6 protein-coding genes and 1 pseudogene are annotated in these 14,792 nt (G+C 62.7%); 1 reads left to right on the plus strand and 6 read right to left on the minus strand.

Annotation, left to right across the window (positions count from 1 at the left end):
* Nucleotides 1-167: 167 nt before the first annotated feature.
* The 6 genes and pseudogenes from G6N74_RS08265 to G6N74_RS08285 form a co-directional block, all read right to left on the minus strand.
* On the minus strand, nucleotides 168-1,706 hold the full coding sequence (locus G6N74_RS08265) for a trimethylamine methyltransferase family protein (protein WP_165116221.1): 1,539 nt from the start codon (nucleotides 1,704-1,706) through the stop codon (nucleotides 168-170).
* Nucleotides 1,707-1,860: 154 nt separating this feature from the next.
* Nucleotides 1,861-2,085 carry a helix-hairpin-helix domain-containing protein gene (locus G6N74_RS31670; RefSeq protein ID WP_512698582.1) on the minus strand — a complete coding sequence of 75 codons (225 nt, stop codon included), beginning with the start codon at nucleotides 2,083-2,085 and terminating at the stop codon, nucleotides 1,861-1,863.
* A 498-nt stretch (nucleotides 2,086-2,583) separates the two neighbouring features.
* Nucleotides 2,584-4,674, minus strand: a pseudogene (locus tag G6N74_RS08270) (dipeptide ABC transporter ATP-binding protein); the annotation flags it as partial.
* 185 nt (nucleotides 4,675-4,859) lie between these two features.
* Complete coding sequence (locus G6N74_RS08275) at nucleotides 4,860-6,020, minus strand: ABC transporter permease (RefSeq protein WP_376767688.1); 1,161 nt, start codon at nucleotides 6,018-6,020, stop codon at nucleotides 4,860-4,862.
* A 1-nt stretch (nucleotide 6,021) separates the two neighbouring features.
* On the minus strand, nucleotides 6,022-7,056 hold the full coding sequence (locus G6N74_RS08280; RefSeq protein ID WP_205826575.1) for an ABC transporter permease: 1,035 nt from the start codon (nucleotides 7,054-7,056) through the stop codon (nucleotides 6,022-6,024).
* A 95-nt stretch (nucleotides 7,057-7,151) separates the two neighbouring features.
* Complete coding sequence (locus G6N74_RS08285) at nucleotides 7,152-8,807, minus strand: ABC transporter substrate-binding protein (protein ID WP_165116225.1); 1,656 nt, start codon at nucleotides 8,805-8,807, stop codon at nucleotides 7,152-7,154.
* A gap of 494 nt (nucleotides 8,808-9,301) precedes the next feature.
* Here G6N74_RS08285 and G6N74_RS08290 point away from each other — a divergent pair, with 494 nt between their 5' ends.
* A complete protein-coding gene (locus G6N74_RS08290) occupies nucleotides 9,302-14,776 on the plus strand; it encodes an alpha-2-macroglobulin family protein (protein WP_165116227.1) in 5,475 nt (1,824 codons plus the stop codon).
* The last annotated feature ends 16 nt before the right edge of the window (nucleotides 14,777-14,792 follow it).

Below are 14,792 nucleotides of genomic sequence, written 5' to 3' on the forward strand. Positions count from 1 at the left end.
GAGGATGACGAACGCGTTTGTCTCTGCGGCCAATCGCCAGCGTTGACGATTGGTGGAAACGCTTCTCACTTCGTCATCCTCGGGCGAAGTGCGAAGTGAAACGAGCGCGCAGACCCGGGGATCCATGCCGGAACCTGCACGCCTCGGCAGCGGCTCAGAACGATCCCTCACGGTTCCTCCACCCCGATTTCTTCTTTCCGCTTCGCCACATAAGCCTCCAGCGCCTCGCGCACGGAGACATCCATCTCCGGCTCGACATATTCCTCCAGCGCCTTCTTCCACAGCCGGGTCGCCCGCGCCGTGGCGTCCAGCCCGCCAGCTTCCTGCCAGGCTTCATAATTCTGCCAGTTGGACAGCATCGGCTGGTAGAAGGCGGTGGAATAGCGCTCCAGCGTGTGCGGCTCGCCGAAGAAATGGCCGCCGGTCGGGACGCGACCGAGCGCGTCGAGCGCAAGTTCGCCTTCGTTCACCTCGATGGGCGTCAGGAATTCCATCATATGCTGGATCATCTCGACATCGATGATCAGCTTCTCGAAACTCGCCGTCAGCCCGCCCTCCTGCCAGCCTGCCGCGTGATAGACGAGATTGCCGTGGCCGAGCACCGCCCCCCACAGCGCCATCATCGTCTCGTAGGTGCCTTGCGCGTCCGCCGCGTTGGAGGCCGAACCGGGCGTCGTGCGATAGGGCAGAGAATAGCGCCGCGCGAGCTGGCCGGAGGCGATGTTGGCCTTGGTGTTTTCCGGCGTGCCAAAAGCGGGCGCGCCCGAGCGCATATCGACATTCGACGTAAACGCGCCATACATGACCGGCGCGCCGGGCCGCACGAGCTGCGTCAGCACCACGCCAAACAGCGCTTCGGCGTTTTGCTGGGCAAGCGCACCGGCAAGCGTCACCGGGCTCATCGCCCCCATCAACGTGAAGGGCGTGACGGCCACAGACTGGCCGAACTCGGCCATCGTCATCAGTCCTTCCGCCATCATGTCGTCGAAACGGCGCGGCGAGTTGACCGAGATGATGGTGGTGACACCGGGATCGTCGCGCATCTGGTCGAGCGTCAGCCCGCGCGAAATCGCCATCATGGCAATGCCGTCCAGCGCCCTGCCGCGGCCGATTGCCGAGACGTGAAAGCTCTTGTCGGTCAGCGTAACGTTGGCGAAATAGGTGTCGAGGTGGCGGGAATTGGCCGGCATCTCGACCGGCGCACAGACCTGGTTACCGATCATATGGATGCAGTTGAAATGCTGCGCCAGCCGCACGAGATCGCAATAGTCGGCATAGTTGCCGGCGCGGCGTCCGCGCTCCATGTCGTGGACATTGGGCGGGCCGGCGACGAGCGTGAAGTTTATGTCGTTGCCGCCGAGATTGATTTTACGCGCTAGATTGCGCGGCGTCAGCGTGTAGCTGGATTGCGTCGTCTTCAGCGCATCCGCCACCATCCCACGGTCAAGCCAGACGGTCTGAGTCGCGTGATCAACCTTGGCGCCGGCCTTTTCAAACAGCGACAGCGCTCGCGGGCTCATCACCTCAATGCCGAAATTTTCGAGGATGTGCATGGAGGCTTCGTGGATGGCTTCGATCTGGTCGGCAGACAGAAGTGCCATCGGCGGATAGGGGTTTTGCACGCGGCGAAGCGGCAGTTGCGGTATGGCCGCGGTTCCCCTGCCCTGAGATCGTTCGCTGCTGCGTCGGCGTCTTTCCGTGCTCATGACAAGCATTGATAGGCCGCAAATCCGTCCGCTCTGTCAGAAAAGCGTCACCGGCGGACGGGTTTTTAACCCGAGCGTCACTTTGGACTTTCTCCTAAGAAAATAGCGGCACCCAGTGCCGCTATTTTTAAACACCACCACGTGAGGTTTGCGGCTATCTCGGCTTCTTGCCGAACACCTTGATGTATTCGGCCTCACCGCCCTGCGCGAGTGCCTTGGCCTGCCTGACCCAATCCTCGCGCTCGATGCGCCCGTGGAAGCTCAGATGGTCGTCGACCCATTCGCGTTCCGCCTTTTTCCAGGCGGCAACCTGCGCAAATGTATAAACGCCGAGTTCATGCAGGATGCCCTCGATCTTCGGTCCGACACCCGAAATCATCTTGAGGTCGTCGGGCGCGGCCGGGCGAGCGATGCCTTGCGGCCTGCCTTTTTCAGCTGGCGCGGAAGGCTTGGCCGTCTTCGTCAGCGTGGGCGCGACGGGCTTGGCGCGCGCCGGTGTCTTGGCAGGTTTTGCACCGATGGCGGCACGTGCGGCGGCTGGAGACGACGCGGTCTTCACCGCGCGAGGCTTCTGCCCGATCTTGCCCTCGGCGCTCGCAGCCTCCTTCGCGGTAGCAGCCGTTGCAGGCTTGACCTCGCCGCTGACAGCCTGACGTCCCTCACCTGTTTCGGTCAGGGACTTTTCGGGAGCCGATTCACCGGGCCGCGCGGACACCGCTTTTGAGGACGCCACTTTGGGCTGCGCCTTTAACTTCACCGCTTCGGCAGGCGTTTTCGGCGCTTCCAGATTGGCAAGGCCCACCGTTGGTGCAGCATGCGTCGCCAGGCGCGGCGCATCCGAAGCCGGAGGAGCCACTGCCGGATCCGGCTTTTTCTGGTCCTTGGCGAAACTGATCACCGGCTCCATGCCGGCCAGCACGTCATCCGGCAACCAGCACAGGCTCTTGTGTCCGTCGCCAAGATCCTTGAGCGGGGGCACTCGTGTTTCGCACAGATTATCGGGCACAAGGCTCTTGTAGCGGCAGCGCGTCTGGAACGGGCAGCCGGACGGCGGGTTCATCGCCGAGGGGATATCGCCCTCCAGCACGATATGCTTCTTGATGACGCTGGTATCCGCGATCGGGATCGCGGAAAGCAGCGCCTCCGTATAGGGGTGATAGGGCGGCGAGAATATCTGGTCGGTCGTGCCCTGCTCTACGATGTGGCCGAGATACATGACCACGACGCGATCGGCGATATAGCGCACCACCGAAAGATCGTGGCTGATGAACAGCATGGTCGTCTTCGACTCGCGCTGGATATCCATCAGCAGCTCGGTCACCGCCGCCTGCACCGACACGTCCAGCGCCGAAACCGGCTCATCCGCCACCACCACGCGGGCACGGCCGGCGAAGGCGCGGGCGACACCGATGCGCTGTTTCTGGCCGCCCGACAGCTGGCGCGGCATGCGTTCGGCGAAAGCCCGCGGCAGCTTCACCAGATCGAGCAGTTCCAGCATCTTCTTGCGGCGCTCACCGGCATTGTTGCCGATCTTGAATTTCTCCAGCGTCCGGATGATCTGCGAACCGACCGAATGGCTTGGATTGAGCGTGTCGAACGGATTCTGGAACACCATCTGGATCGAGGAGACGGTCTCGACATCACGGTTTTCGATAGCGACGGACTGGATATCGCGATTGCCCAGCGAAATCGTTCCGGAGCTCGCCGTCTCCAGCCCGAGCAGCACCTTGGCGAGCGTCGACTTCCCGCAGCCGGATTCACCGACAATGGCCACCGTCTCGGATTCGCGCGCTTCGAAGCTGATGCTTTCATTGGCCTTGACGACGCGGCCCTCACTGCCGCCGAACACTTCGTTGGCCGAAACCTTGTAGTATTTCTTGAGGTTGTCGATCTTCAGCACCGGCGCGCCGGGGGTGATCGGCGGCTTGCTCGTCTTGGCTCCCTCGGGCAGCGCCGTCCAGTCGATCTCGTCAAAACGGACGCAGCGGCTGTGGTGGTTGTCGTGCCCCTCGACCGGGATCATCGGGATTTCGGCGGCGTTGCAGACACCTTCAACGAAATGCTGGCAGCGCGGTCCGAAATTGCAGCCCGTGGGCCTTTCGTGCGGCAGCGGCAACTGGCCGGGAATGGCGATCAGCGGCCGCGAATTCTTGTCGGCGCCCGGCAGCGGGATGGAGCGGAACAGCCCCTGCGTATAGGGATGGCGCATGCGGTCGAAGACGTCTTCGACCTTGCCGGTCTCCACCGCCTCGCCCGAATACATGACGGTGATGCGGTCGCAGGTTTCCAGGATCAGGCCGAGATTGTGCGACACGAAGATCATCGACGTGCCGAATTCCTTGCCGAGCCCCTTCACCAGTTCGACGATGCCGGCCTCGACCGTCACGTCGAGCGCGGTCGTCGGCTCGTCGAGCAACAACAGCGCCGGCTTCGACAAAAGCGCCATGGCAATGACGATGCGCTGCTGCTGGCCGCCCGAAAGCTGGTGCGGATAGGATTTCATCATCCGCTCGGGGTCCGGCAGCCGCACCGACTTCAGCATGGCTAGCGAGCGGCTGTAGGCCTCCTCCTTCGACACCTTGTCGTGGATGAGCGGCACTTCCATCAATTGCTGGCCGACCTTCATCGCCGGATTGAGGCTGGCCATCGGCTCCTGGTAGATCATGGCGATCTTGTTGCCGCGAATGGCGCGCAGTTCCTCGTCGGACATGTCGCCCATGTCCTTGCCCTGGAACTTGATGCGGCCGCCGACGATCTTTCCGACATTGGAGAGGTCACGCATGATGCCGAGCGACACGGTCGACTTGCCGCAGCCGGACTCGCCGACGATTCCCATCGCCTCACCCGGCATGACGGTGCAGGAAAAATCCATCACCGCTGGAATTTCCCCTCGCCGGGTGAAGAAGGAGATGGAGAGGTTCTCGATTTCGAGGATCGGCTTGGCGGGATTTCGAACTGCCTCATTCATGGTCGTTCCAATCCTTGATCAGTCTTTGTTGGCGGGCGACATGCACTATGCGTCATCCCGGAATGCCGCAGGGCGAAGCCCAAGGCGTATCCGGGACCCATTCCGTTACTTCGACATTCCGGAATGGGTCCCGGGTCTTCCCTTCGCTACGCTCCGGTTGCCCGGGATGACGAAAGCAATGCATGTCAGTCTTTCATCGATTGTTCGCGCAGCGCGTCGGCCAGAAGATTGAGGCCGAGCACGAAGGTCATCAGCGCGATTGTCGGCGGGAGTGCCGGGTGGATGAAGGAGCGCAGCAGCCGGCTGGCATCCTTGATAGCCGTGCCCCAATCCGGGCTTTCGGGTGCAAGGCCAAGGCCGAAATAGCCGAGCGTGCCGAGCAGGATGGTGGTGTAGCCGATGCGCAGGCACGCATCGACGATCAGCGGTCCACGCGCATTGGGCAGGATTTCCCAAAGCATGATGTACCAGGGACTTTCGCCGCGCGTTTGCGCCGCCGCCACATAGTCGCGCGTCTTGATATCCATCACCAGGCCGCGGACGATGCGGAACACGCCCGGACTGGATGCGAACACCACCGCCACGAAGATGTTGAGCTCGTTCGGGTCCATCTTGACGATGCCGAACGGGTCGGCGTTGAAGACAAGCCCGATATAAACCCAGCCGCCAAACAGGAGGGTGAGGCCGAGGAGCAGATAGAGACGCTCCGGCCGGTTCTTGAAGCGCGTATAGAACAGCGTGCAGAAGAAGATGATCGGGAACAGGAAGAACAACCCCGCCATCGCAAACGGGATGGGCGTGTCCATGATGCCCGGCGTCACCAGCAGGTAGAACAGCAGGATAACAGGGAAGGCCAGCACCAGATTGGCGAGGAAGGACAGGAACGAGTCGATCTTTCCCCCGTAATAGCCCGCCGGCAGGCCGAGCGTGATGCCGACCATCAGGGCGAAGCCGGTCGCCAATGGCGCGATCGCCAGCACGATTCGGCTGCCATAGATCATGCGGCTGAAGACGTCGCGGGCGAGCTTGTCGCCGCCGAACAGATAGGCAAGGCCCGAATTGGCGTCGATGGCGCCAGGCAGCGCATCCTTCATGACCGGTATCTGCCCGAGCGGATCGAACGGCGCGACCCTGTTGGCGAAGATCGCCGTGAACAGCCAGAAGAAGCAGATGACCACGCCGGCGATGCCGACGCCGCTGTCGAAAAGCTGGCCATAGAGGCCGAGCTTCTTCTTGAACCAGAAGCTGGCGCCCAGCACGATCGCCATCGCCACCCAGACGGGCCAGAAGCGCGCAAGCACCGCAAGCACGATCTGGGTTGCGGACAGGAATTCCATCGTACCCATCTTACTGCACCCTGATGCGTGGATTGAGGTAGGCGTAACCCAGGTCCGAGATGAGCTGGGTGAACAGAACGACGAAGACCGAGACCAGCGAGCAGCCGAGCAGGAGATCGATGTCGTTGTTGCCGGCAGCTTCCACCAGCGTGTAGCCGAAGCCCTGATAGCGGAACATCACTTCGACGATGACCACGCCGGTGAGCAGCCACGGGAACTGCAGCATGATGACGGTGAACGGCGCGATCAGCGCGTTGCGCAACGCGTGCTTGATGACGACGCTGGAGAAGCTCAGCCCCTTCAGCCGCGCGGTGCGGATATATTGCTGCGTCATCACCTCGACCATCGAGGCCCGGGTCATGCGGGCAATATAGCCGATGCCATAGATGGCCATGGTCATCACCGGCAGGGTGAAATTGTAGAAGGTGATGCCTTGCGCCGTCGCGGTCGCGGCGGAACCGTTCAGCCAGCCGAGCCACGAAGCGAAAATGACGGTGAAGATGATCCCGGAAACATATTCGGGCGTCGCTGTCGTCGCAATCGAGGCGACCGACAGGGTTCTATCTGTTCGCGTGCCCTCGCGCATGCCGGCCAATATGCCGATGAGCAGCGCGATCGGCACCATCGTCACCATAACCCAGAACATCAATATGCCGGTGGCGCCCAATGCCGGGAAAAGCTTGTTGGCGACCTTGGTCTTGAACTTGGTCGAGCAGCCGAAATCGCCTTCCAGCACCCCGCCATAGTAAGGTTCTGTCGGTTCGTTGCAGAAGGAGAACCGCGGTATGGCCTTGCCGGTGGCGTCGATGTTGGGCTGCTTCTTCACCACGCCGATCCACTGGCCGTAGCGCACGAAGAAGTTCTGCCGGTAGCCGTTCTTGACCAGCCAGCTTTCGATCTGGTCGGCCGGACTGCGCATGTCGAGCTGGCTGATTGCCAGCTTCTTCAGGTTCGGTTCCAGATTCACCATGAAGAAGACGACCATCGTCAGGCACAGCATGGTCAGAACCATGGTCCCGAGACGGCGTATAATGAAAGCAAACATGGTCAGCCCCTGCCGTTGGGTTGGGGTCAGATGCGGTCAACCCGTTGGAATCGGGAGAGGGACACGGATGCCCCTCTCCGACGGTTGAAGCAGTTTCATGCCTCGGCGAGCCAAACCTTGCCGAAGTCGTGTTCGAAGGTCGGATGCATGCCGTGGTTCTTCACGGTCTGCGCCGAGTGATTGTAGAGCTTGCGCCAGTAAGGCTGGATGATGATGCCGGAATCCTGGAGGATCTTTTCGATATCGGCCATCACAGTCTTGCGCTTTTCGGCATCGGCGATCGACAGGGCCTCGTTGACCTTGGCGTCAAAATCCGGGTTCGCATAGGCGGATTCGTTCCATGCCTCGCCGCTGCGGTAGCCGATGGCGATGACCTGGATGCCGAGCGGACGCATATTCCAGTTGGTCATGGAATAAGGATACTTCGTCCAGTCGTTCCAGAAGGTCGAGCCCGGCAGAACCGTACGCTTGACCTTGATGCCGGCCTCGCGAAGCTGGGCTGCGATCGCATCGCCCGTGTTCTTGTGCCAGTCCTCGTCCACCGTGATCAGGTCGTGCTCGAAATCGGCCTGTCCGGCTTCCGCCATCAGCGCCTTTGCCTTGGCCGGATCGCGCGCCACCTTCGGCAGCTCCGCATATTCCGGATGGATCTGGCAGACGTGATGGTTTTCAGCAGGCACGCCGGCATTGCCATAGCCGAGCTGGAGCACCACTGCGTTGTCGACGGCGAGCTGGAGCGCGTTGCGCACCTTCTGGTCGTCGTAAGGCTTGTTTGCGACGTTGGTGCGCGCGACGATGGTCGAGGCGGTCACCACTTCGGACTTCACCAGGTCCAGACCGTCGAGGATGGTGACATAGTCGGCCGTCGTCTCGTGATTTGACTGGACTTCGCCAGCCTCGAAAGCGCTGACCATGGCCGCCGGATCGGTGCCGTAGTCGATGAATTCGACGCCGTCGAGATAGACTTCGCCGTTCCACCACTTACCGTCCTCGCGGCGCTTGTAGACGACCTTGCTGCCGACATCGTAGGAGACGAGCTCGAACGGGCCGGTGCCGATGGGCGTTGCGACGAAATTCGCGCCCTTCTCGTCGAAGCTGCGATGCACCACCAGACCCGGATAGTCGGTCAGGTTCGGGATGAGCGCGATATCGGACTTGCTGAGCGTCAGCTTGACGGTGTTGTCGTCGACCTTGGTGATCGCGCCTTCGCGCAGCTTTTTCGTAGCGTCGTCGACCAGGCTGCCCATGCGGCCCGGCATGGAATTGCCTTCGACCGTCTTGTCGCACCAGCGGGTGAAATTGAAGATCACATCGTCGGCGTTGAAGACGTCGCCATTGTTCCAGGTCGCGCCCTGACGGACCTTCAGGACATATTCCGTAGCGTCGTCATTCACTTCCCAGCTTTCGAGAAGGTAAGGCTCGAAGGTGAACTCGCGGGTGTATTTCACCAAGGGTTCGAGCGTCTGGCGCTCGGCATTGGCGATTTCGGACCAGTCGGCGGTGCGTGGATCCTTCGGGTCCTTGATGGACATCGCCACCTTGAGAACGCCGCCCTTCTTGGGTTCTTCCTGCGCCATTGCAGGGGTGGGCGCGGCAAGACCGATCATGCCATACGCCATTGCGGTGGAAGCGCCGAACACGCTCGCCAGTGCGAGGAACTCGCGGCGGTCCATGCCACCGGCCTTCACGCTCTTGGCCATTTCAACGATATGGTCTGGAACGCTATCCCCGTTGTTCTTGTAGAATGTCATCTTAGAACTCCCATTGTTGGCTTTCCGCCGATTAGCATTCCGCATCCGGCCTTCGATGTCAAAAGGAACGGACGACAGAACTCGGGAGTAAATGTGCAACTTTGAATGGCTGGCAGTTCGCGCGAATACGACAAACTTGGCGCAAAATTGCTATTGCGCGGGCGGATTCGGCGGAATCTTCTGCGGACAATAAAACTGATACATTTGGAGCGAGCCGCCCAGCGCCAGACAGGTCATTCCTTGAGGCCAGGCAAGGGCTCGCGGGGCATCACACACAGCCCTGACGTGTGGCTGCCACTAAAAATTGTGGAAACATGTATAGGCATATCTTTTGGTCGATGCCTCGGTCCCATATTCAGCACCTGACCGAATTCCCGATCAGGCTACATCCAAAAGACATGGGTGGAGATTAAAACTGCCGGGGCATCCATGTTGACAAGCGCCGGCCAAGCCGGATTCATGGGTCTCGAAACGACAGCGGTGTGGAGGAGACAATGTCTATGCGCGCGGCACGTGGTTTGTCGGTTTTCGTCTTTCTTTTATCCCTGCTGTTTGCTGGTGCCGGTGCGGCACTAGCCATCGATGCGCGAACGATCGCCACCAGCGAGAATGGCGACTATTTCGGCTTCGACCTCAGGTCAGAGCAGAACGTCACGCTCGACCAGTGCAAGTCGACCTGCCTCGGCGATTCTTCCTGCCGCGCCTTCACCTACAACACCAAGGCCAAATGGTGTTTCCTCAAATCCGATTTCGCCACGCTGAAGCCTTTCCCGGGCGCGGTTGCCGGCAAAGTCGTGACGCTGAACAGCGACCCCGATATCGGCGCACCGCCGGAACTCTCTTTCTTCTCTGCCGGCATGATCGACGAGGCCCGCCAGCTCCGCGCCAAGCTGACCGACGGCTCGGTGACGGTCGGTCAGGAAGGCTTGGCCGCACTTACCGAAACAGCCGGCCAGGCACTGCAGAATGGCGACCCGCGCACGGCAATGCAGAAATTCACCACCGCCGTCGCGACCTCACCCAATGACGGCACGCTTTGGCTCGGCCTCGCCCGCGCCATCGTCGGCGTCGCGCCCGCCAACGGTGAAGAGACCACAAAACTCCAGCGTGACGGAACCTCAGCCGCCTGGAACGCCTACCAGCTTCTGCGCACCACGCAGACACGCGCCGATGTGTTGGCCGTGATGGCGGTCGCACTCGACAAGCGCGAGATGTTTCGCCCTGCCCTTCAGTCCTATGAGGCGAGCCTTGCGCTGGTCAATTCGGCAACCATCCGCGCCGAATATGAAGACCTGAAGGCCCGCAAGGGATTCCGCGTCATCGACCATTCCGTCGACAATGACAGCGCAGCCCCGCGCATCTGCGCGCAATTCTCGGAGGAACTGGTCAAGAACGGCGTCGACTACGCGCCTTTCGTCACCGTCGACGGCGCAGCGCCCAAGGCCATCGAGGCCAAGGACAAGCAGATCTGCGTCGAGGGCCTCGAGCATGGCCGCCACTACAACGTTACCTTCCGCGCTGGCTTGCCTGCGGCGGTCGGCGAAGTCATCGCCGCACCGGTCGTACTCTCCATCTATGTGCAGGATCGCACCGCCTCCGCGCGCTTCACCGGCGACAGCTTCGTGCTGCCGGCGACAGCCCGGCGCGGCATTCCGCTCGTCACCGTCAATCTGGCGGCAGCCGACGTGAAGCTCTTCCGCATCGGCGACCGCTCGCTTGCCCAGTTGCTCACCGGCTACCAGTTCCTGCGCCAGCTCGACAGCTACGACATTTCCAACATCTCCGACCAGATGGGCGAGCCGATCTGGGAAGGCCAGATAGAGATCGCCAACGAGCTCAACAAGGAAGTGACGACCAGCTTCCCGGTTGACGAGGCGCTGCCGCAGCGCAAGCCCGGCGTCTATGTGCTGACGGCGCAGCCGGTCAACGACCGCAGCGAGGACTATTCTTCCCGCGCCACGCAGTGGTTCGTCGTTTCCGACATCGGCCTCTCCACCTATACCGGCCAGGACGGCCTGAACGTCTTCGCCCGCTCGCTCGGCTCGGCCAAGCCGATCGCCGACATCGAGCTGACGCTGCTTGCCCGCAACAATGAAGTCCTCGGCACGGCAAAGACAGACACTGAGGGCCGCGCCACCTTCACCCCCGGCTTGACGCGCGGCTCCGGCAGCATGGTGCCGGCGGTGTTGATGGCAGGCCAGGGCGACAGCGATTTTGTTTTCCTCGACATGACGCGCGCCGGCTTCGATCTCTCCGACCGCGGCGTGACGGGACGAACCGCGCCCGGCGCGCTCGACGTCTATGCCTGGACAGAGCGCGGCATCTACCGCGTCGGCGAGGAAGTGCATGTCGCAGCGCTTGCCCGCGACGACGCGGCCAAAGCGGTTGAGAACCTGCCGCTGACCTTCATCTTCACGCGGCCCGACGGCGTCGAGGATCGCCGCATCATTTCCGACGGCGCCAATGCCGGCGGCCACGCCGTCGACCTGACGCTGGCAAACAACGCCATGCGCGGCACCTGGACGGTCTCGATCTACACCGACCCCAAGCAGGCAGCCGTCGCCAGCCAGATGTTCCTGGTCGAGGATTTCGTGCCCGACCGCATCGAATTCGACCTGACCAGCGACAAGCCCGAGATCGCCGCCGGCGAAGCAGCCAATGTCACCGTCGATGGCCGCTTCCTCTATGGCGCCCCGGCTGCCGGTCTGGCACTCGAAGGCGAAGTGACGCTTTCGACCACGCAGGAATGGGAAAGCTTCCCCGGCTACTCCTTCGGCCTTGCCGATGAGCAGGAAGGCGAAGCGACGCGCATTCCGCTGGCCGACCTGCCCGTCGTCGGCGACGACGGCAAGTCGACCTTCCCCGTGGCGATAGAGCAACTGCCCTCGACCACCCGCCTGCTGAACGCCGCCGTAACCGTGCGCATGCGCGAAAGCGGCGGCCGCGCCGTCGAGCGCGCGCTGGACATAGGCATCCGCCCGCAAGGCCGGATGATCGGCATCCGTCCGGATTTTTCGGGCGGCGAGGTGCCGCAAGGCGGAACCGCCAAGTTCAGCTTCATCGCCGTCGACCCACAGGGAAAGCGCGAGGCGCTGCAAGGCGCACAATGGTCGCTTGTGAAGGTCGAGCGCAATTACCAATGGTATCGCAGCGGCAATGCCTGGAACTACGAGCCGGTGACCTTCACCAAGGCCGTCGCCAACGGCCAGATCGATCTTACCACTGATAAGGAAGCGTCGATCAGCGCCCCCGTCGACTGGGGCCGCTACCGCCTCGAAGTCGAGACGGCTGATCCGGTAGGCCCTGCCACCAGCTTCGAATTCGATGCCGGCTGGTATGTCGCTGCGACCTCCACCGAGACGCCCGACGGGCTCGAAATCGCCCTCGACAAGGACCACTACGCAGCCGGCGAAGTCGCCAAGCTGCAGGTCTCGCCGCGCTTTGCCGGCGAGCTGCTGGTGACGGTAGGCGCCGACAAGCTGCTGAAAACGATCACCGCAAGCGTGCCGGAAGGCGGCGCAACCATCGACGTGCCTGTCGGCGACGACTGGGGCGCCGGCGCCTATGTCACCGCCACGCTCTACCGCCCCGGCGAAGCGCAGGAATCGCGCATGCCGGCGCGCGCCATCGGCGTGAAATGGCTGAAGGTCGATCCGGGCGCGAAACAGCTTGGCGTCACGCTCTCGCCGCCTGAAAAGACTGCACCGCGCCAGACCCTGTCGATACCGGTTGCGGTGGCGGGTGCCGCACCCGCCAGCGACGCCTATGTCATGGTCGCAGCGGTCGATGTCGGCATCCTCAACCTGACGCAATACAAGGCACCGGACCCGGAAAACTGGTTCTTCGGCCAGCGCCAGCTCGGCCTCGAACTGCGCGACCTCTACGGCCGCCTGATCGACGGCTCGCTCGGCACCACGGGCAAGCTGCGCACCGGTGGCGACGGCGCCAACATGGCCTCCGAAGGCAGCCCGCCGACCGAAAGACTGGTCGCCTTCTTCTCTGGTCCGGTGAAACTCGACACTGAGGGCAAGGCGACGGTCGATTTCGACATTCCGCAGTTCAACGGCACCGTGCGCATCATGGCGGTGGCGTGGACCAAGGAGGCGGTCGGCCACGCGACAAGCGACGTCATCGTGCGTGATCCCGTGGTGATCACCGCCGGCCTGCCACGCTTCATGGCCCCGGGCGACGATGCGCTGATGCGGCTCGACATCGCCAACACCGATGCCCCGGACGGCGACTATTCGCTGGCTATCGACACCAACGGCGATCTTTCAACCGGCACGGTTCCCGAGACAGTCACGCTGACCGCCGGCAAGCGCCAGACGCTGACGGTCCCGCTCACCGCGCAATCGAGCGGCGATGCCGGGCTGACCATTCGGCTCGCCAATGCCGAGGGTCTGAGCATCGAGCAGAACCTGACCATCCCGGTGCGGCCGGCCGAACTGCCGGTGACGACGCGCACCGTAGTCGACCTCAAGCCCAACGCCAGCCTGCGCATCGACAAGGAACTGCTGGCGGCAAGCCTGCTCGACGGCGCCTCCGTCAGCGTCGGCGTATCGCGGGCATCGGCCTTCGACGTGCCGTCGCTGCTGATGACGCTCGACCGCTACCCCTATGGTTGCGCCGAGCAGACGACCAGCCGCGCGCTGCCGCTGCTCTATGTCAGCGAACTGGCGGCCAGCTCCGGTATGGCCGAAGACACCACCCTGCACGACCGCATCCAGCAGGCTATCTACCGCGTGCTGAACTATCAGGCGTCGTCGGGCAGCTTCGGCCTGTGGGGACCGGGTTCGGGTGACCTCTGGCTCGACGCCTATGTCACCGACTTCCTGACCCGGGCGCGCGAAAAGAACTACGAGGTGCCGAGCGAGGCGATGCTTTCCGCACTCCAGAACCTGCAGAACGCAATCTCTTACGACATCGACCTGCAGGATCGCGGCAGCGAGATCGCCTATGCGCTCTATGTGCTCGCCCGCAACAAGAAGGCGTCGATCGGCGATTTGCGCTATTACTCCGACACGCAGCTCGAAGCCTTTTCGAGCCCGATGGCGGTGGCCCAGCTTGCCGCCAGCCTCGCGCTCTATGGTGATCAGCAGCGCTCGGAAAACACCTTCCAGGCAGCCCTGACACTGGCCAAGACCAACACCGAGCATGACTATTCGCGCTCGGATTACGGCTCGCGCCTGCGCGACGGCGCCGCCATGCTGGCGCTTGCCGCCGAAAGCCGCCCTGCATCGAAGATCGTGCCGGAACTGATCAAGCTCGTCACCGCCGAGCGCAAGGCTGCGAACTACACCAGCACGCAGGACCAGGCCTGGATGCTGCTGGCGGCGCGCGCCATGCGGGCCAACAGCGATACCATCCAGCTCACCGTCAATGGCGAGCAGCATGGCGGCGCCTATTCGCAGCAGGTGTCCGGCAACGACCTTGCCGACAACCCGCTGGTCATCGCCAACACCGGCAAGGATGCCTTGCAGGCCGTGGTGACCGCGGTTGCCGCACCCGCCCAGCCGCTGCCATCCGGCGGGGACGGTTTTCAGATCGCGCGCACCTACTACGGCCTCGACGGCTCCGAGGCCAATGTCACCAGCGTCTCGCAGAACGAGCGCTTCGTGGTGGTGCTGAAGATCGACGAGGTCAACGACTGGCCCTCGCGCGTGCTGGTCAGCGACCTGCTGCCTGCCGGCTTCGAGATCGACAATCCGGGACTGGTCTCCAGCGCCGACCTCGGCAACTTCCCCTGGCTTGCCCGCACCGAAGCCGCGCATCTCGAATTCCGCGACGACCGTTTCGTCGCCGCCTTCGACCGCACGTCCGGCGACAACGGCCAGATCACGCTGGCCTATGTCGTGCGCGCCGTGACGCCCGGCATCTATGCGCATCCGGCGGCAAGCGTGGAGGACATGTACCGGCCGCAATATTCGGCCCGCACGGCGAGCGGGATGATGGAGGTGAGGACGCCGTAGTCATGAAAGCGCTTGG

It is taken from the genome of Mesorhizobium zhangyense (assembly GCF_011045115.1).
In the GTDB taxonomy this organism is placed as follows: Bacteria; Pseudomonadota; Alphaproteobacteria; order Rhizobiales; family Rhizobiaceae; genus Mesorhizobium_M; species Mesorhizobium_M zhangyense.